This window comes from Streptomyces sp. NPDC107559, assembly GCF_055657365.1.
In genome coordinates, this window is the sequence record NZ_JBVKBD010000027.1 from 74,876 (window position 1) to 93,074 (window position 18,199).

The 18,199-nt window shown below is 69.3% G+C and carries 16 protein-coding genes and 1 pseudogene; 6 read left to right on the forward strand and 11 right to left on the reverse strand.

Features of this window, described 5'->3' with window-relative positions:
• Nucleotides 1-146: 146 nt before the first annotated feature.
• The 6 genes and pseudogenes from ACZ7OY_RS41285 to ACZ7OY_RS41310 form a co-directional block, all read right to left on the reverse strand.
• Complete coding sequence (locus tag ACZ7OY_RS41285; RefSeq protein ID WP_472250666.1) at nucleotides 147-1,541, reverse strand: hypothetical protein; 1,395 nt, start codon at nucleotides 1,539-1,541, stop codon at nucleotides 147-149.
• On the reverse strand, nucleotides 1,538-2,254 hold the full coding sequence (locus ACZ7OY_RS41290) for a FadR/GntR family transcriptional regulator (protein ID WP_472250667.1): 717 nt from the start codon (nucleotides 2,252-2,254) through the stop codon (nucleotides 1,538-1,540). The genes ACZ7OY_RS41285 and ACZ7OY_RS41290 overlap by 4 nt, the downstream gene beginning before the upstream one ends.
• A gap of 184 nt (nucleotides 2,255-2,438) precedes the next feature.
• A pseudogene (locus tag ACZ7OY_RS41295) lies at nucleotides 2,439-2,801 on the reverse strand (LLM class flavin-dependent oxidoreductase); the annotation flags it as partial.
• Nucleotides 2,802-2,912: 111 nt separating this feature from the next.
• The gene (locus ACZ7OY_RS41300) at nucleotides 2,913-3,464 is read right to left on the reverse strand and encodes an OsmC family protein (RefSeq protein ID WP_472250668.1); all 552 of its coding nucleotides are present in this window, start codon (nucleotides 3,462-3,464) and stop codon (nucleotides 2,913-2,915) included.
• Between the two features lie 135 nt (nucleotides 3,465-3,599).
• Entirely contained in the window at nucleotides 3,600-3,947 is a 348-nt protein-coding gene (locus ACZ7OY_RS41305) for a carboxymuconolactone decarboxylase family protein (protein WP_472250669.1), read from the reverse strand.
• A 104-nt stretch (nucleotides 3,948-4,051) separates the two neighbouring features.
• Entirely contained in the window at nucleotides 4,052-4,840 is a 789-nt protein-coding gene (locus ACZ7OY_RS41310; protein WP_472250670.1) for an SDR family NAD(P)-dependent oxidoreductase, read from the reverse strand.
• A 350-nt stretch (nucleotides 4,841-5,190) separates the two neighbouring features.
• Between ACZ7OY_RS41310 and ACZ7OY_RS41315 the strand changes: the two genes are divergently transcribed.
• Nucleotides 5,191-6,102 (forward strand): LysR family transcriptional regulator, encoded by a 912-nt coding sequence (locus tag ACZ7OY_RS41315; protein ID WP_472250671.1) that lies wholly within the window; start codon nucleotides 5,191-5,193, stop codon nucleotides 6,100-6,102.
• A 29-nt stretch (nucleotides 6,103-6,131) separates the two neighbouring features.
• On the opposite strand, the gene ACZ7OY_RS41320 is transcribed toward ACZ7OY_RS41315, so the two are convergent.
• The 3 genes from ACZ7OY_RS41320 to ACZ7OY_RS41330 form a co-directional block, all read right to left on the reverse strand.
• Entirely contained in the window at nucleotides 6,132-6,896 is a 765-nt protein-coding gene (locus ACZ7OY_RS41320) for an IS5 family transposase (RefSeq protein WP_472250672.1), read from the reverse strand.
• Between the two features lie 133 nt (nucleotides 6,897-7,029).
• Entirely contained in the window at nucleotides 7,030-7,269 is a 240-nt protein-coding gene (locus ACZ7OY_RS41325) for a hypothetical protein (RefSeq protein ID WP_472250673.1), read from the reverse strand.
• An 823-nt stretch (nucleotides 7,270-8,092) separates the two neighbouring features.
• Entirely contained in the window at nucleotides 8,093-8,566 is a 474-nt protein-coding gene (locus ACZ7OY_RS41330; RefSeq protein ID WP_472250674.1) for a VOC family protein, read from the reverse strand.
• Between the two features lie 369 nt (nucleotides 8,567-8,935).
• On the opposite strand from ACZ7OY_RS41330, the gene ACZ7OY_RS41335 reads away from it, so the two are divergent.
• Entirely contained in the window at nucleotides 8,936-9,667 is a 732-nt protein-coding gene (locus tag ACZ7OY_RS41335; protein ID WP_472250675.1) for a hypothetical protein, read from the forward strand.
• Nucleotides 9,664-10,050: a hypothetical protein gene (locus ACZ7OY_RS41340; protein WP_472250676.1), complete on the forward strand. Its 387-nt coding sequence runs from the start codon at nucleotides 9,664-9,666 to the stop codon at nucleotides 10,048-10,050. Before ACZ7OY_RS41335 ends, ACZ7OY_RS41340 begins: the two co-directional genes overlap by 4 nt.
• 228 nt (nucleotides 10,051-10,278) lie before the next feature.
• Here the strand turns inward: ACZ7OY_RS41340 and ACZ7OY_RS41345 are convergent, their stop codons facing one another.
• Both ACZ7OY_RS41345 and ACZ7OY_RS41350 read right to left on the reverse strand, forming a co-directional pair.
• Nucleotides 10,279-11,196, reverse strand: coding sequence for a class I SAM-dependent methyltransferase (locus ACZ7OY_RS41345; RefSeq protein ID WP_472250677.1), 918 nt, complete (start codon nucleotides 11,194-11,196; stop codon nucleotides 10,279-10,281).
• A gap of 199 nt (nucleotides 11,197-11,395) precedes the next feature.
• Nucleotides 11,396-11,854: an Lrp/AsnC family transcriptional regulator gene (locus tag ACZ7OY_RS41350; RefSeq protein ID WP_472250678.1), complete on the reverse strand. Its 459-nt coding sequence runs from the start codon at nucleotides 11,852-11,854 to the stop codon at nucleotides 11,396-11,398.
• 176 nt (nucleotides 11,855-12,030) lie between these two features.
• Between ACZ7OY_RS41350 and ACZ7OY_RS41355 the strand changes: the two genes are divergently transcribed.
• The 3 genes from ACZ7OY_RS41355 to ACZ7OY_RS41365 form a co-directional block, all read left to right on the forward strand.
• Nucleotides 12,031-12,675 (forward strand): AzlC family ABC transporter permease, encoded by a 645-nt coding sequence (locus tag ACZ7OY_RS41355; protein WP_472250684.1) that lies wholly within the window; start codon nucleotides 12,031-12,033, stop codon nucleotides 12,673-12,675.
• Nucleotides 12,668-12,997 carry a branched-chain amino acid transporter permease gene (locus ACZ7OY_RS41360; protein WP_472250679.1) on the forward strand — a complete coding sequence of 110 codons (330 nt, stop codon included), beginning with the start codon at nucleotides 12,668-12,670 and terminating at the stop codon, nucleotides 12,995-12,997. The genes ACZ7OY_RS41355 and ACZ7OY_RS41360 overlap by 8 nt, the downstream gene beginning before the upstream one ends.
• A 392-nt stretch (nucleotides 12,998-13,389) precedes the next feature.
• Nucleotides 13,390-18,199, forward strand: a 4,810-nt coding sequence (locus ACZ7OY_RS41365; RefSeq protein ID WP_472250680.1) for a beta-ketoacyl synthase N-terminal-like domain-containing protein, incomplete at its 3' end; no start/stop codon positions are given.

Below are 18,199 nucleotides of genomic sequence, written 5' to 3' on the forward strand. Positions count from 1 at the left end.
GGCCGGACGTCAGGGGCGGCGGACGGCACTGACGCAGCGCCCGTTCGCGGGCGGCTCTGCCCGGCACGAGCCGCGTCCACACGGAGGTGCCTTCGTCCGCGAGCTGGGCGACCGCACGTCTGCCGAGGCGGGCGGATCTCGATGGTTCATCGGTCGCCGACCTCCGCGTGCGCGGTTCCCGACAGCCGCCAAACGGCTTCCCGCCGCCAGGTGCCCCACCAGCGCTCCAGGCTGACCACCGCGTCAGCCCTTTCGCTGTTGCGGCAGACCGCGGCGGAGCCGTCGGGGTCGGTGTAGTCGAGCGTCAGCGTCCGCTCGGGCGGCTGGGTGACCGTCACCTTGATGCGTCTCAGGCCCGCCCGGCCCTCGACCCGCCACTCCGGCAGGCCGAGGTCCGCGCGGAACCGGCCGATGCCCGCCCAGCCCACGGCGGAGCGTTCCGCGCGCCGGGGCCAGCTGCGGCCGTTTCGGTGCAGGCGCAGGAAGACCAGGGGCGGCAGCCTGTCGAGTCCGCGTCGCATGGACACCGCGGCGACGATCTCCAGGACGTCACCACCACCCAGGTCGGCGTGCAGCCAGGCCCAGCGGCGGGCGTTGCCATGGCCGTAGATGCGGGCTTCGGCCCCCGGAGCGTGGTCCAGTCGCAGCTCACCGGCGCCGTACTGGATGGTGCCGCTGTAGCGGGAGCGGCCGGCGGGGAGCATGTGCGAGGCCGGAAGCCAGGGGCGTCGCCAGGACCAGCGGGGAAACGTGTACAGCGGCGGGCCCTCGGGGCTCTCGGTGAGCTCCCAGGTGAACGTCCCCGCGGAGCCCGTGAGCCGGCCGGGCCGGACGCGGATGCCCTCGGCGGTGAAGCCTTCCGGATGGGCTGTCCACGGTTCGGGGCCGAAGCGTGTGTGTTCGACGTGGCCGTCCTTGGGGAAGACGGCGATCCAGCCGTGCGCGTAGGCGGCGGAACCGTCGGAGGGCGCCACCAGTTCGTGGTGCAGCCAGATCCCGCTGTCGGTGGCCGGATCGGTGAGGGTCGTGTACCAGACCTCGGTCCGCCCCGGTGTGCCGTCCCAGCGCGACTCCAGATGCCGGTCGGCGGGGGACGCGACAGCACGCGGGAACCGGAAGCTCGCGAGGAAGGGCAGCAGGCCGGTGACCAGGGGAAAGCGCAGCGTGCCCTCGCCCACGCGGTCACCGTTCTCGTACAGGGTGTACGGCAGTACGGTCAGAGAGGCGAGCGGACGCCTGGGCGACATCGACTTGCAGCCGACCAGAGTGAGGCGCCGGCCTTCCATGGCGAAGGTGATCCGGTAGCGGATCCAGTCGCGCGAAAGGGGCGCAATCTCCAGGTCGCCCACGGCTTCGGTGTCGTCGGCGCGTCCCGCCACGCGCACGCGTCCTGTCACGTGCGCCCGCGTCGTGCGGTGGGGCAGCGGCACCGCGTCGGCACGGACCAGCAGGTCCAGCCGGACGGGGTGGTCGCGGTCCTCGCCGGCCAGACGCACACGGCCCAGCAGTGTCTCCCTGAACACCGTCCCCCGTGAGCTCACAGGGCCCCTTCCTGGCGTCGGCGGGAGCCTGCCAGCCCGTCGAGCATCATGCGTTCCGTTGCCGACAGATAGTCGCCCGCGGCGGTGCGTGCCGACTCCTGGTCGCCGGCGGCCACGGCCTCGACGACCGGAGTCAGACGGTCACGAGCGGCCCGGGGATCCTCGAAGGGCCCGACCAGCGCTGCGCGCACCGGCAGATACGCGTTGAACAGGGTGTTGGTCAGCAGGACGTACACGCGGTTGCCCGTGGCACGGGCCAGTGCACGGTGCACCTCGACGTCCGCCAGCTGCACGGACTCGCCGCCCGCCGCGTCCCCTACGGCCGCCAGCAGCAGACGCAGTTCGGCGACCTGGGCCGCCGTGGCACGGGCCGCCGCGCGTTCCGCGATCAACATGCCGATGCTGCGGCGGACTTCGAAGACCTCACCGATCCAGTCGGGGCTGTGGAGTACCAGCATCGGCAGAAGGTCCGCCCCGCCCAGGCGCAGGAAATCCCTGACCCGGGTCCCCACTCCGTGGCGCGTCTCCAGCAGTCCGGCGTGCGTCAGTCGCCCGAAGGCGTGCTTGAGGGAAGTGCGGGTGACCCCGAATCCCTCGGCGAGTTCACGTTCGGGAGGCAGATAGCTTCCGGCGGGATGACGCTCGGCGAGGATGTCCTCGCGCAGCCGCTTCTCCAGCGCGTCGACGATCGTCTCGCGTGGCAGTGCCTCCACCTCGGCTCCCAGTGATTGAGTGGACCAGTGGCTGAGCCACTGAACCACCGTCAATGACATGGCGTCAATAACTCTGCACGGGAAGCCGACGATGCCACGGGCTGGCATTCCGGTTTGTCACGATGCGGCCGCCCAGCCGGGCGCGACCCCCGACGGCGGCTACGGCGGGCATCCGCGACTGCGGCGGCGCGCATCCCTGCCGGTCATCGAGCGGACGGGGCGTGGAGGTGAAGCCCTGGAGCGCGGTACGGAAGTTGCCGTCCCAGGCGACCACGTCCTCCCGCCAGAGTCGGTGCAGCAAGTTGTAGTTCTCCAGGGCGAGTTCCAGGCCCTTGCGGATGTCCTGGCCGAACCACGGATAGACCGGGACGGTGTTGCCCCGGCCGATCGCCAGGTCGACCCGGCCCTTGGCGAGGTGCTGGAGCATCGCGTACTCCTCCGCGATGCGTACCGGGTCGTTCGTCGTGATGAGGGTGACCGAGGTGCTGAGCGTGATCCGCTCCGTCATCGCCGCGATGTAGGCGAGGAGCGTGGTCACGGCGTCCGGGTTCGAGGTGGCAGGCGGGCTGAAAGCCCGAGCGCGGGTGTCGGCCGGGCGCCCCCACTGAAGTGGTGGGGGCGCAGCCGTCATCGGTGCGGTCGGTGTGTGCCTGCTCGGTCAGGCAAGGGTGGTCACGACGTCGACGGGGTTGGCGAGGGTGTCTCGGATGGCCGAACGCATTTGAACCAGGGCGATCAGTTCTTCGAGCTGTTCGCGGGTGGCGTCGGGGGCGTCGAGATCGACGCGTACTCGGATCTGCTGCAGTCCGGGACGGACCGAGGGGTCGATGCCCAGGAACCCGCGCATGTCGATGTCGGATTCGAGGTCCAGGCGGATCGCCTTGAGCTCTATGCCCAGCAGGGCTGCGTGAGTGGTGGTGGTGACCGTGTAGCAGCCGGCCAATGCGTGCAGGATGTATTCGGCCGGTGTGGGCGCGGTGTCAGTGCCGAGCGCTGCTGTGGGCTCGTCGCTGGACATCTCGAATTTCGCCACGCGCGTCTCGTCGCGGCTGCCGCCCTGGGTCAGCGCACCCGTCTGTGTCGTGATCCGGTAGCCGCCCTGCCATGAACCGCCGACGGAGAAGGTCGCTCGGGCAAGCTCAGGCTTGGCCCGAAGGGTGTCGGCGCTGTCCTGAAGGGCACGGATGTCGATTCCGTTGATGACAGACATCGCTGCTGCTTCTCTCTGAGTGGGGGATGCGATCGAAGGAGAGCGCCGGCCGTCGTGGCCTGCGGCTGGATGCAGGGCTCGTGTCCCGGCGCGGCGCTCTCACCGCCGGCCGACGCAGCCGTCGGCTCCAGAAGGTCACGCAGCGGCGGTGTCACCCGCTTGTTCGAAGAACTTCATGGCCATGAACCCATGTGCGTAGCTGCCGCCCGCGCGCAGGGCGGCGGCCGTCATGATGGTCTCCGCGAGTTCCTGCTGGGTTGCGCCGGCGGAACGCGCCGCGGTGGTGTGCGCTTCGATGCAGTACGCGCACTGGGTCGTCAGCGCCACGGCCACAGCCATGAGCTCGGTGTACTTGGGCGGAATGACGTTGTTGCTGCCGCGCAGGACCTGGTTGTCCCAGGCCATGAACGCCTTGAAGGCGTCGGGGGCGCCGGCGCGGATGTGCTTGGCGTACTGATGGTCGGTGTGCTCGTGGTAGGACACGATGCTCCTGTGATCTCGGCCGTGCGAGGACGTGCGGGTCCCATGGCCGGTGGGTGTGTGTGGTGGTGGGGGAGGAGGGGGGGGAGCCGGCGGACGATCGCCCGTCAGTAGATGTTGCGTCCGGCCCTGACGCCGCCGTCGACGTCCCAGGTGGCACCGGTGATCCAGTCCGCCTGGTCGGACAGCAGGAAGGCCACGGTGGGAGCGACATCGTCAGGGGTTCCGACCCGCCCGAGGGGGTGGAAGCTGTTGAACCCGTCGAGCGTGGAGTCGATCTCGTCCTTCGGGATGAACGCCTCGTAGATGGACGTGCGCACCACCGCGGGGGCCACAGTGTTGACCCGGATCCCGTGCGGCGCCAGCTCCATGGCAAGGTGCTGAGTCAGGGAATGCAGGCCCGCCTTGGCCACCGAATACGCCGAGGACGGGGTCGCGGCCATGGCCTGGTGCGCCAGCATGCCGCCGATGTTGACCACGGCACCCTTGTTGCCGCGGGCAATCATGTTGCCGGTGATGCTCTGGGTGATGAAGTAGAAGGCGCGGGTGATCGCCTGGTATCGGTCGTAGTCATCCTGGCTGTGGTCCAGGAACGACTTGGGCTGGAAGACGCCGGCTGCGTTGACGAGCAGGGTCGCGTCGGAGTGCTGCTCCGTCAGTTCATCGCGCAGACGATCCACGGCGGCACGGTCGAACAGGTCGGCGGCGAGACCGATGGCCTTGCCGTATTCGGCCAGCTCGGCGGCCGCCTTGTCTGCGCTGTTCTGGCTCCGGCCGGTCACGACGGCGGTGCCGCCGCCTTCGAGCACACGGCGGGCGGAAGCCAGCCCCATGCCGCTGGTACCGCCGATGACGACGACCTTGCGTCCGGTGAAGTCGAGAGTGCTGCTGGACATGCTGTGACGCTCCTCAGGTGCACCGCAAATCCCGCAGGATCCGCGAATTGTAAGATGTATGGATAAAAGGGACTGTGTAGGTGTAGTCCCGCACGGGGAGCGGCGGACGCCTCTCCTGGGTGCGGGGTGAACTCCTTGCTTGCGGAATGCAAGCAAAGAGTCAGGGTCGTCGAGCTGTCGATCCTCACGGAAGGCACCGGCTCGGGCCTCTGGTCCGGAACCTCACGGCGCCGGTCCGTCCCTCTGCATCGGGATGCCTCGACTGTAGGGCGGCCGCTGTGGGGGCGGTAGAGGATCAGGGCGAATACGGATATAGCGGGTGCCTATGTCTTAAGGAGAGAACCGCAGTCGTGAACATCGAGACGTTGCGCTACGCCCAAGCCGTGTCCCGCACGAACTCCTTCAGCGCAGCCGCGCGGGCCTACGGCGTGACGCAGCCATCTCTGTCCAACGGCGTTGCGCGGCTGGAGGAGGAGTTCGGCGTCAAGCTCTTCGACCGCTCGCCGCGAGGGGTCAAGCCCACGCCGTACGGAGAGCAGATTCTGCCGCTGATCGACGGCGTCCTCGATGCCTTCGACGCCCTCCTCGCCGAGACCCAGCGGCTGGCCCGACCGGTCACCGAACCCATCCGCATGGGCGTGTCGCCCCTGATCGGCGCCGAACTGGTGGGACGGGCGTACCAGGCGGCACGCACACTCCAGCGTCCGAGCGACCTGATCCTCCGCGAAGCAGACCACGAACCCCTGACCAACGACCTGCAGGCGGGCCTTCTGGACATCATTCTTGTCCCCGCCGTACCTGGTCTGCCCAGGTTCCGGCATCGCGTGATCGCGCATGAACCGGTGGTGGTCGTCGACACCGCATCCTCGGCAGATGACGGTCCGGTCGAGCTGAAGGAAGTGGCGGACGCGGCCTACATCCTCGGTCCGCGCACCTGTGGCCTGACCACCTTCACCACGGACCTCTTCCATGACAACAACCTGACATTGCGCACCTACCCCGGAGAAGCCGCCAGCTTCCGGGCTGTGGACGAGTGGGCGGCCCTCGGCCTGGGCGCGGCCCTCTTGCCCCGCTCCAAAATCGCCTACGAGCACGCGAGTTGCCGCCCCCTCCTGCAGGCCGGGTCCCCGGTTGAGCTTGCCTACGAGGCCGTCTGGGACTGCGACACGCCATTGGGGGCCGACCTGGAGGAGCTTGTCGACGCGCTCACCGCACTGGCCGTGCCGGACCCGGTACTGCGACGGACAGAGGGCGGCCAGTGATAGCCGGTGCCACTGAGCCTTTTCCATCCTCAGTCTGAGCTTGCGAGATGGAGGGTGAGGACAGCTTGGACAAGGCTCGTGATCCTGGTCGTCGAGCAGCGGAGTTTGCGCAGGAGCCGCCAGGACTTGAGGGTGGCGATGGCTTGTTCGACGAGCGCCCGGACCTTCGCGTGGGACCGGTTGACAGCCTGCTGACCGGTGGAGAGGCCGTCCCATCGGCCGCGGTACGGGAGGCGGACCGTGTCGCCCGCGCCCTGGTAGCCCTTGTCCGCCCAGCAGGTGATGCCGGCCTGGGCGAGAGCGTCGATGATGCCGTGCTCGCGTGCGGCCCGGACGCCATGGACGGCGCCGGCCAGGGCCGGGGAAGCCCACAGAAGACGACCCTTCGGGTCGGCGATGACCTGCACATTCATGCCGTGCTTCTTGTGTTTGCCCGAGCAGAAGGGGCGGTCGGCGGCGATCCGGTCGATTGGCAGCAGCGTTCCGTCCAGGATCAGATACGCCTTCATCGACGCGGCCCGTACGGCTTCGGCGAGCGTGGGGGCGAGGGCGGCCAGGAGCTCGACGACCTCGGTGACATACCGGTAGACGGTCGTGGTGCCGACCCCGAAACCGGCCGCGAGCTGGGCATAGGGCTGTCCGTTGCGGAGGTGGGCGAGGGCGAGCAGGGCCTGCTGGCCGGCGCTCAGGCGCCGCCATCGGGTGCCGAGGGCGCGCCGACGTTCCCGCAGACGGGCGGCGAGGAAGCGGAGGGCGGAGCTGGACACGTCGACGCCGGACGAGTGGACAAGCATGCGAAGCCTCTGGTGGAGACGGTTCTCTTGGTCGAAAACCCATCTACCAGGAGCTTCACCCGTCTGTCAGGCCAACTACCCAGCCAGTGCACAAGGCTAGAAAGGGCTCACTGACCGGTTAGGGGCTGTCCCCTCACCCCAAGAGCAGGAGAACCGTATAAGGCAGGGCAACGCCGACCGCGATGAAGAAAAACCCGCCCTCGATGGTCCTCCAGGCGGGCCGCTCAAACTCGCCCGCCGACATCGCCCTCTCGGGATTCCGGGGATCGTAAACAACCTCGACGACGGACGAGCTCCCTCCGCCGGGTAGATACTCGGGAGCTACGGTCACGTAGTGCCGCTCCCCCTCGTGGTCTCGGTAGATGACGTCCACCGACAGGATCCCAGCCCCCCAACTGTCCCCGCCCAGTCGCCCCTGCGTGCGCACACCACGCCGCTTCAAAGTGCAACGCGCCCAGTTGCCTACCACAGCGAAACCCAGAAAGGCCAAAGAGGGGAGATATCCCATCAGAATGCCACCCGACATCGCAGCCCCCGTTCAGCGATCACCCCGTGCATGATGCCATGCACTTCCCAAGCCGTCACCGAGATGGACGTTCCGTATGCCTGGAGCGACCACGCCACCGGCGTCACTGCGAACGGGTAACCGTCAGCCACCAGCTCCTGGCGGCACACATGCCAGCTCACCCAGGTTGGAAAATGCTCACTGTGTAGGCGCTTGCCCCCCGGACGGGAATTATTGGCGGCGCGTTATTAGTGGCGTCTCGCTGGCTGGCATTTCCAAACGAATTTCTGAAAGAGTCGGCAGCGGCGATATGGCGGTCCGAATTGAGCGTGGGTGCGCATACAGGTGCGCATTATGCGAAGTGAGTTTACTATGTCGATAGCGAGCTCCGATTCCCAGAGAGGCCGGTCGCCATGCACTGCTACGACTGCTTTCTCGAAAGTCGCGCTTCGACCGTTCCGGCAAGCCCGGTCGTAGCCGCGGCCGCATGCGCGCGGTGCGGGGCCGGCATCTGTGGCAGGCATGCGCACGCCACCTGCGAACCGATTCCGGGCTCGCCCGCATCGCCTGGGGCGCCGGAGGCCCGGCGGATCACTTGCGACCCGTGCTACCAGGCGGAGACCGCCGCCGCCGGCCGAGCGTGACGATACGTCCCTGTGCGGACGTTCCTATGTGGCGGCTCCGTCATCAATTACCGGCCGGGCTGCCGCTGCGTAATCTCCTGGAGCACCCACCCGTTTCCGTCGGGGTCGCTGAAGGTGGCGTAGGAGGCGTAGGACGTCCGCTCCGGGTCTGGGCCCGCGAGCCGTTCCTGTCCGGCGCCCCGATGCACAGCATCTCCGCCCTCGTGGCCGTGGTGAAGGATCCCCCCGGCGTCGTGGAACACGTCACTGACCTTGATGCCGCGGCTGACGAGCTCTGCACGCGCCTGCTCGACATCCGTGACAATGAGATACAGGCCCTGGGCCGAGCCGGGAGCAGCGTCGATCATGCCCTTGCCGAAGAGGATCGAGCATGCGGAACCGGGGGGTGTGAGGTGCACCAAGCGGTAGTCGTCACTGAACGTATTGTCAACGTCCATTCGAAACCCCGCTGTCTCGTAGAAGTTCTTGGCGCGATCGACGTCGGAGACAGGGAGCACAATGGCTTCGAGCTTCAGGTCCATCTTTCTTCACCCTCGCAGGATCGAATTCCGAGAGAATATGATGGGCAAACGTTCTCGGCTTGGTGTCGCCTTCGGAAGGTCAACGATTGAGCCTGTGAAGCGTTGCCGATCGGGAATTCCGCTGGACTATATTACGGAAGCGGCCGTTGCGCTCCACCATTGTCACTCGTGCGTGGCAGAATCGCATTCTGAAGCGCATGGCAGAGCGGCTGTGCCCGATCCTGTGCGTAGTCCACATTCAGCATTCAGTGGGATTGCCTCAGGGAGGAGTTGGGCTTCGGCTCGTTCCTCAAGCTCCCTGCTGCCGATCGCACGCTGACAACTCGGCCCATCGTGTGGGTCGTTGTAAGCGCAAGAACGAGTAGACGTATGGCGACGCGCGTGCCGGTCAGTGTTCTCGTGCCGGGCCTGACCATCGCGGTGCTGTTCGGCCCGATCGTCACCAACCGGCAGGAGCAGGCCAACCGGTGGCCGAACACCGCGATGCGCTACGAGGACTCCGCACGCGCTCTGTCGGCACGGCCGCTGAACAGCATCTTCGATGAAACCGGCTCGACCGCGACGCACCATGAAGGGGATCATGGACGAGTGATGTCGACCGAAGCAGCAGCACTCGCCCCACAGGACCATGCCGCCCTTTGGAGCATGGGCGAGATCCGTGCAACCGAGGTCGTCACCGGCGCCTGTGATGCGCTCGTCGCCGGCCTCGACGGTCCCGCCCTGCGGATGCTGGCCGCGTGCACACGCGCGGAGGCGGATTACGACGTCCCCGATCTCCTTCCCCCGGCACTCGACGAACTGGGCCTCACCTTTTACCCGGTTGGCAGTCTTGCCGGACAGGAAGCCGTCGCACGAGCGCTTGCCGCCCGAATGCTGGCCGGCGAGTTGACGCCACGCGAGCTGACTTTCCGGATCCACTCGCGCTTCGGGCACGACCTGCCCTTGGCCGAACGGCTCGCCAACCTGGATGACGAGTACGACATCCTCGAGTACGGCGACAGGACACCGGCAGAGGTCGACGCCGAAGTTCTGGCTGAAGCTCGAAGGTTGATCGACACGAAGTTCGTGCCATCGAAGGCTGAGCGACGGGAACGTGCATGAGAACCGAAGTCCAGATCTTCGTCGCCGACGGCCCACTGCCCGACTGGGAGTCCACCGAAGAAGAGATCGACAGGCGTTGTCAGCAGCTGATGGCGATCACCAAACCCGTCACCACCGAGGAAGCCCACGCGCTGGCCACTTGCTTCGGACCCGACGACTGCTACGGCGTCGGCTGGACACTGATCCACCTCATCGAAACAGCCCCTCGCCCGTTGCCCGTCATCCGCCGCCCCAGCGCCGAGAACCCCACCTGGGACATCCCCTGGAGCCGCTGGCACTGGCACTACGGCGAGGAACTTGACGATGAGGGCGATGCGCTCGGTGAAGCGCGCCTAGAGAGCAAGGCTGTTGCCGCCGGGGCAGAGTCGAGGGCAGCGCCGTGAAGGTCTCCGGGAGTACGGCGACCGTGCCGCTGACCTGCTCTCCGTCGCGCATCCTGAGCAGCACGGGGCACTGCCACCAGCCGATCTCGCCATCGCTGATCGGGGTGCCGGGCCAGTAGTACTACGCCGGGTTCGGCAGCAAGTAGTGGACGCCCGGCGATCAGAATCAAGGGCACGCAGGGCGTGACCGACTCCGGGGCCGTGTCACCGTGTCCTCGCCGTCGTACGTCAGTGGCTGACTGCGACGGCGACGTGTCCGGACCGCAGCGATGTCCGTCCGAGCGCCGGGCTGTCGAGGGTGTGTGCAAGGGTGAGCAGATCGTCGTCCGACACCACCCGCAGCCCGTTGCCCGCCAGCAGTGCGGCCATCTGCCGCGGTGTCCACAGCGAACGCCACGGCTCGCCCGACGTCACGCTGCTGCCGAGTACACGCGCCAGGAGCCGCCCTACGGTCGCTCGCGCCGACGGTGCCTGATAGTTGACGACGACGGCACTGCCTGGGGCCGTACGGGCGGCGAGCGCGGCCACCGTGGCGTGTACCTCGCCGCGCGCGAGGTACGGGACGACGCCCTCCCACAGCCACGTCGTCGGTTTCGACGGGTCGTGTCCTGCGGCATCCAACGCCGCACCGAGATCGTCGACGGCGAAATCGACCGGAGTGAAGCGTACGCAGCGGGCGGTCACCGGCAGCTCGACGGCGATCCTGCCGCTCACGTCCGTGCTGTGCGGCACGTTGACGGCCTCGGCGAGACGGTCACGCTTGTCCTGCTGGGAGGCCGGATGGTCGACCTCCCACACATCGGTCTCGGCCAGCTCGGGCAGACGCCACGCGCGGGTGTCCAGACCGGCGCCGAGGATCACGAGCTGGCCGGTGACGTGAGTGCGCAGTGCCTCGTCGATCGCCACCGTCCGCGGCACGACCACCTCGGCGCATGCCCGCACACTCTCGAACGCGACGCGCGCCTGCCAGCCCTGCGGCGCGGTGTTCGCGCGTACCTCCGCCACGGGCACACGTTCCGCGTCCCGCAGCAGCCGTATCGCCAGGGGATCCGTGAACCGGCCGACCGAGGCTCTTCCGTCCGCCGCTGCCCGACCCTGGCAGACCAGTACCGCCGTCCGGCTCGCTGCACGCCCACTCTCGCCCATCGGGTTCCTCCTTGGACACCCCCACTTGAAGGTGGAGGCGGAAACAGACTCCTGCGGGGGCAGGGCAAGAAGCGTTGCACATGGTGCACCCATGGGCTCCGTCGCCTGCCCGGGTCGGTTCTCCCTGCACCGCGAGGGAGGGGAGACGACGGGCATGGCCGGGTGCCCTTACCGTCCCTTCCCGCCCCCGCTTCCGAGTTCAGCCGTTCGTCTTGATCTTCTTCATGGTGAGGTGGGATTCGAGGCGCAGGACGGCGGGCAGGCAGCTGATCTTGCCGGTGAGGAAGGCTTCGTAGGCGGCGTGGTCCGCCACGGCGACGCGAAGGAAGTAGTCGGGGCGGCCGTACATGCGGCGGAACTCGATGACTTCGTCATAGGAGGCCACGGTGTCCTCGAACTCCTCGAAGCTCCTGCGGTCCTGGGCGTAGATCTCGACGTCGACGAGGACCTCCAGCCCGCGGCTCATGGCCTCGGGATCGAGGACGGCCCGGTACCCGGTGATGACGCCGGCCTCTTCCAATCGCTTGACCCGGCGCAGGCAGGGCGGCGGGGTCAGGCCGACGCGCTTGGCCAGTTCGACGTTGGTCAGCCGTCCGTCCTGCTGCAAGTGAAACAAAATTTCTCGATCCAATGCATCCATGCTCACTTCATTGCCCATGGCCTGATCATAGGGCCTCAATTGGAAACCATATGAGGTGCGATTTATTTTAAAATTTCTCCATGCGCACAAGTTCAGTCGATGCCGATACCGATGCCGGCGGCCGGTCTCGGCCCGCCATCACTCCTCCTCGGGTTCCGTCCCAGGCCCGAGCCGCCCTGCGCGACTCCGCCTCCGTGGGCCTGGGATTCGTTCCGCTCGGTCTCGCCTTCGGGGCCCTCGTCACCCAGGCCGGTCTCCACTGGTGGTGGGCGGGCCTTTCCGCCGCGTTGGTCTACGGCGGGTCGTTCGAGTTCCTGCTCATCGGCATGGTCACCGCCGCCGCCCCGCTGGCCGCGATCGCCGGAACGGCCTTCATGGTGAACGTCCGGCACGTCTTCTACGCCCTGTCCTTCCCCCTGCACCGAGTGTCCGGCCGCCCCGGCAAGGCGTACGGCACCTTCGCGCTCAGTGACGAGGCCTATGCCCTGACCGCCGGGTCCGAGGCCCGCTCCTGGTCCGGCCGGCGCATCCTGTGGCTCCAGGTTTTCATGCACGCGTACTGGGTCGGAAGTGCGACCGCCGGCGCCCTTCTCGGCTCCCTCATCCCGGACGGCGTGACCGGCCTGGACTTTGCCCTGACCGCCCTGTTCACCGTGCTGGCTCTCGAATCGCTCAAGGACCTGCGCGGGGATCTGCCCACCCCCGCGCTCGCCCTGTCCAGCGCCGTGGCCGCCCGGCTGCTCTTCCCGGGCCAGATGCTTCTGGCCGCCTTCACCCTGTTCACCGCCGGGCTCCTGGCCCGCCGTCTCGTCACCGGCAGGAGGCCGAGCCGTGCCTGAGACCTTCTACGCCGTCGCCGCCATCCTCGTCAGTGCCGCCGTCACCTGGGCCCTGCGCGCCTTGCCCTTCGCCGCCCTTGCCTCGCTGCGCGCCAGCGCGACCGTCCGGTTCCTCAGCACCCGCATGCCCGCCGGTGTCATGGTGATCCTCGTCGTCTACTGCCTGCGCGACCTGCCCGTGACGCAGTCACGCGCCTTGGCCCCCCTCGCGGCCCTGGCCGTCACCATCGGCCTGCACCTGTGGCGCCGCAACGCCCTGCTCAGCATCCTCGGCGGCACAGCTGCCCATGTCGCCTTGGCCAGCACGGTCTTCGCCCGCTGACCCCACCCCCACCGCGACGCTCCTGAGGAAAAGACTGCGCCGAGTGATTCCGGCTTGCTTGCAGATGCGCCATGAAATACGTGGAGCCTCACCGTCGGATGAGAATCGGGGGAGGTTGCACAAGCCGCAATTCTCCCACGACTGTCCCTAGGGTTCTCCTTAGACATCCCCGGCTGTCAATGCCCGTGCACGTCGACCATTGGGGATTCCCCTAAGACTGATCCGCTGCAGCGGCGTAACGCGACTGCGAGGCCGAAACTAGGGCCACATCGCAACTTGTTGTCGCCCGGTCGAACTGGTCGAACTGGTCGAACTGGTCGAGCCGATCGCCTGTTCCATGGCCGGCACGGTGCGGTGCCTTTTCATTCTCTGTGTGGGTGGGGGAGCGCAATATGGTCGAGTCCGAGCTCAACGGAACGGGGAATCGGGTCGGTTCGGCTTCGGCGGATTCGGCCGATGGCATAGCCGTGATCGGCCTGGCGTGCCGACTGCCGGGGGCCGCCGACCCAGCCGCCTTCTGGCGGCTGCTCAGCGAGGGCGCGGACGCGATCACCGACGTTCCCCCGGACCGGTGGGACGTGGCCGCGGTGGGTGACGCCGACCCGTCCGCAGCCGGCAGGACCGACATCCGGCGGGGCGGATTCCTCGACCGCATCGGCTACTTCGACGCCGGGTTCTTCGGAATCTCGCCCAAAGAGGCCGCCGCCATGGACCCGCAGCAGCGGCTTGTGCTGGAGCTGGCCTGGGAAGCGCTGGAGGACGCGCACGTGCGTGCCGGGACGCTGCGCTCCACCCGGACCGGGGTGTTCGTCGGCGCCATCTGGGACGACTACGCGACCTTGCACCACCGCTCCGGGCTCACCGCCATCTCCCCGCACACCGTCACCGGCCTGCACCGCAGCATCATCGCCAACCGTGTCTCGTACTTCCTCGGGCTCAACGGCCCCAGTCTGACCGTGGACTCCGGCCAGTCCTCCTCCCTGGTCTCGGTCCACCTCGCCTGCGAGAGCCTGCGCAAGGGCGAATCGACGATCGCACTCGCGGGCGGTGTGAACCTCAACATCGTCCCCGAGAGCACCCTGGGCGCCGCCAAGTTCGGCGGCCTGTCACCCGACGGCCGCTGCTTCACCTTCGACGCCCGTGCCAACGGCTACGTCCGTGGTGAGGGCGGCGGCATCGTCGTGCTCAAACCCCTCGCCCGGGCCGTCGCGGACGGCGACCCCGTCTACTGCGTGATCCGCGGCAGCGCGGTCAACAACGACGGTGGCGGCGACGGGCTGACCGTGCCGTTGCAGGCGGGGCAGGAACAGGTGCTGCGTCTCGCCTACGAGCGGGCCGGGATCGACCCCGCCCACGTCGGCTACGTGGAGTTGCACGGCACCGGAACCAAGGTCGGCGACCCCGTCGAGGCGGCCGCGCTCGGCGCGGTGCTCGGCGCGGGACGCGAGCCCGGCCGCCCGCTGCGGGTCGGCTCGGCCAAGACCAACGTCGGCCACCTGGAGGGTGCCGCCGGCATCACCGGCCTGCTGAAGGCCGCCCTGTCGCTCAGCCACCGCGAACTGCCCGCCAGCCTCAACTTCGAGGCGCCGAACCCGGCGATCCCCCTGAACCGGTTGAACTTGAGGGTGCAGACCGAGCACACGTCGTGGGAGGACCAGGAGGACCGCCCGCTGCTCGCCGGCGTCAGCTCGTTCGGCATGGGCGGCACCAACTGCCACATCGTGCTGGCGGAATATCGGGCGACCGCGGCGACCGCGGCGACCGCGGCGACCGCGGCGACCGCGGCGACCGCGGCGACCGCGGGGACCGCGGCGACCGCGGGGACTGCGGATACCGCGGAGGGCGCGGCTGCGGAGGCGGGTACGAGCGCGGTGCCGACCGCCTGGCCGCTGTCCGCCAAGACCGCATCCGGGCTGCGCGACCAGGCCGCCGCCCTGCTCGCACACGCCGAGGCGCACCCCGGTCTCGCCCTGCCCGACGTCGGCTGGTCGCTGGCCAACGGCCGCACCGCATTCGAACACCGGGCCGTCGTCGTCGGCGAGGACCGCGACGACGTCCTGCGCGCCCTGCGCGAGCTGTCCACCGGCGGCATCGACGCCGCACTGACCACGGGCCGCACCGGCCCGCGCGGCGAACTCGCCTTCCTCTTCTCGGGCCAGGGCAGCCAGCGAGCCGGCATGGGCCGCGAACTGGCCGCTGCCTTCCCGGTGTTCGCCACCGCGCTGGGCGAGGTGTGCGCACACCTCGACCCCTTGCTGCCGCGACCGCTGCGTGAGGTCATGTTCGCCCTCGAAGGCATGGAGGAAGCGGCCGAACTCGACCGGACCCTCTACACGCAGACCGCGCTGTTCGCCTTCGAAGTCGCCCTGTTCCGGCTGCTGGAGAGCTGGGGCATCACTCCCGGCGTGCTGATGGGCCACTCCATCGGCGAACTCGCCGCCGCGCACGTGGCCGGCGTCCTCTCGCTCGCCGACGCCTGCGCCCTCGTGGCCGCGCGCGGCCGCCTGATGCAGGCGCTGCCCGCCGGCGGCGCCATGATCGCCGTCGAGGCAGCCGAGGACGAGGTCCGCGCCCGCATCGGCGACCGCACGGACCGGGTGAGCATCGCCGCTCTGAACGGCCCGGACTCCGTCGTCGTCTCCGGCGACGAGGACCTCGCCACCGAGATCGCCGACGCCTTCGCCGCCCTGGGCCGCAGGACCAGCCGGCTGCGGGTCAGCCACGCCTTCCACTCCCCGCACATGGAGCCCATGCTGGCGGAGTTCCGCGACGTGGCCGAGGGGCTGACCTTCCACGCCCCGCGCATCCCGATCGTCTCCAACGTGACGGGCCGGCTGTCCGAGGAGCTCTCGGGGTACGAAGGCTGCACGGCCGCGTACTGGGTCCGCCACGTGCGCGACGCGGTCCGCTTCGGCGACGGCGTCGCCCGCCTCGACGAGCAGGGCGTCCGCACGTACCTGGAGCTCGGTCCCGGCGGAGTGCTCACTTCCATGGCCCGCTCCGGTGCCGCCTGCGAGTCCCTGCTCGTCCCCGCCCTGCGCGCCCGTCGCCCCGAGGCGCAGGCGCTGCTGGCGGCGATCGCCTCGCTGCACGTCCACGGCATGGAGCCGGACTGGAACGCCCTGTTCGGCGGCGGGCGAGGCGCACGCCGTAAGGTCGCGCTCCCCACCTACGCGTTCGAACGGCAGCGGTACTGGCTGGACGGCGACACCACGTCGTCCGTCGCCACCACCGACCGGCCTGCTGTGACTCCGCGGCTGGACGCCGTCGCCGCCACCGGCCGGCCTCCGGCGACTCCGCGGCCGGACGCCGCCGTCATCGCCGAGACCGGCAGCGCGCCTGTGGGAGGCCTGGGGCGCCGGCTGGCCGGATTGCCCGAGTCAGAGCGCGACGAAGTCGTGCTCGACCTGGTCCGCGCGCACGTCGCCGCCGTCCTGGGCCACGCCGAAGCCCGCCAGGTCGAGACCGAGTGGACGTTCAAGGACCTCGGCTTCGACTCGCTCAGCTCGGTGGAACTGCGCGACCGGCTGGGCGAGGCCACCGGCCTGCGCCTGCCCAGCGGGCTGCTGTTCGACCACCCGACCCCTGCCGCGCTCGCCCGCCACCTCGCCGCCCGGTCCCTGGGCGGCGAGGACACGGCGGCCCCCGCGTCCGCGACGTTCGCCGACCCCGACGAGCCCATCGCCGTCGTGGCCATGAGCTGCCGTCTGCCCGGCGGGGTGAGCTCCCCCGAGGACCTGTGGCGGCTGGTCGCCTCAGGCGGCGACGCCATCTCCGGATTCCCGGCGGACCGCGGCTGGGACGTCGAGGCGCTCTACGACCCGGAGCCCGGCACGTTCGGCAAGTCCTCGACACGCCACGGCGGCTTCCTGCACGACGCGGCCGGGTTCGACGCCGGCTTCTTCGGCATCAGCCCCCGCGAGGCCGCCGCGATCGACCCACAGCAGCGGCTTGTCCTGGAGACCGCGTGGGAGGCCTTCGAACGGGCCGGCCTCGACCCGGCCACGCTGCGCGGGAGCCGGACGGGCGTATTCATCGGCGCGACGGCACAGGACTACGGCCCCCGGCTGCACCAGCCGGTCGGCGGCATCGAGGGCTACCTGCTCACCGGCACGACGACCAGCGTCGCCTCGGGCCGCGTGGCCTACTCGTTCGGCCTCGAAGGCCCGGCGATCACCGTGGACACGGCCTGCTCGTCCTCGCTGGTGGCGCTGCACCTGGCCGTCCAGTCGCTGCGGAACGGCGAGTGCACGATGGCGCTGGCCGGCGGCGTCACCGTGATGTCCACGCCCGGCATGTTCGTGGAGTTCAGCCGCCAGCGCGGCCTGTCGGCGGACGGCCGGTGCAAGGCGTTCGCGGCCGGTGCCGACGGTACGGGCTGGGCCGAGGGCGCGGGCATGCTGCTGGTGGAGCGGCTGTCCGACGCCCGGCGTAACGGTCACCGGGTGCTGGCCGTCGTACGGGGCAGCGCGGTCAACCAGGACGGCGCGTCGAACGGACTCACGGCACCGAGCGGCCCCTCCCAGCAGCGGGTCATCCGCCAGGCCCTGGCGGCCGCCGCACTCGCGCCCTCGGACGTCGACGCGGTGGAGGCACACGGCACGGGTACGCGGCTCGGCGACCCGATCGAGGCGGAAGCCCTCATCGCCGCCTACGGCCAGGGACGGGACGGCGACCGGCCGCTGTGGCTGGGCTCGTTGAAGTCGAACATCGGCCACACGCAGGCCGCGGCGGGCGTGGCCGGTGTGATCAAGATGGTGATGGCGATGCGGCACGGCGTGCTCCCGCAGACCTTGCACGTGGACGAGCCGACGCCGCACGTGGACTGGTCGGCGAGCGGCGTACGACTGCTGACCGAGACGGTGCCATGGCCCGCGGCCGCCGGGCCCCGCCGGGCAGCGGTGTCCTCCTTCGGGATCAGCGGCACCAACGCGCACGTCATCGTCGAGCAGGCCGCGACGAGCGATGAGCCCGCCTGCGGCGCGCCCGCCGCGGGCCCGGTCCCGTGGGTGCTGTCGGCGAAGAGCGACGCGGCGCTGCGGGAGCAGGCGGGCCGACTGCTGTCCTTCCTGGACGCTGAGGACGCTGAGGACGCTGTGGGCGTTGAGGGTGCTGGGGTTCGGCCGGGGGACGTGGGGTTCTCGTTGGCGGCGTCGCGTGCGGTGCTGGAGCGTCGTGCGGTGGTTGTGGGGGAGGGCCTCG

Coding starts and splice junctions, on each gene's coding strand:
- ACZ7OY_RS41345 (WP_472250677.1), bottom strand. CDS start 11,196: ATGGGCGAGAGTGGGCGTGCAGCGAGCCGGACGGCGGTACTGGTCTGC.
- ACZ7OY_RS41340 (WP_472250676.1), top strand. CDS start 9,664: ATGAGAACCGAAGTCCAGATCTTCGTCGCCGACGGCCCACTGCCCGAC.
- ACZ7OY_RS41300 (WP_472250668.1), bottom strand. CDS start 3,464: ATGTCTGTCATCAACGGAATCGACATCCGTGCCCTTCAGGACAGCGCC.
- ACZ7OY_RS41320 (WP_472250672.1), bottom strand. CDS start 6,896: ATGCTTGTCCACTCGTCCGGCGTCGACGTGTCCAGCTCCGCCCTCCGC.
- ACZ7OY_RS41310 (WP_472250670.1), bottom strand. CDS start 4,840: ATGTCCAGCAGCACTCTCGACTTCACCGGACGCAAGGTCGTCGTCATC.
- ACZ7OY_RS41350 (WP_472250678.1), bottom strand. CDS start 11,854: ATGGGCAATGAAGTGAGCATGGATGCATTGGATCGAGAAATTTTGTTT.
- ACZ7OY_RS41335 (WP_472250675.1), top strand. CDS start 8,936: ATGGCGACGCGCGTGCCGGTCAGTGTTCTCGTGCCGGGCCTGACCATC.
- ACZ7OY_RS41330 (WP_472250674.1), bottom strand. CDS start 8,566: ATGGACCTGAAGCTCGAAGCCATTGTGCTCCCTGTCTCCGACGTCGAT.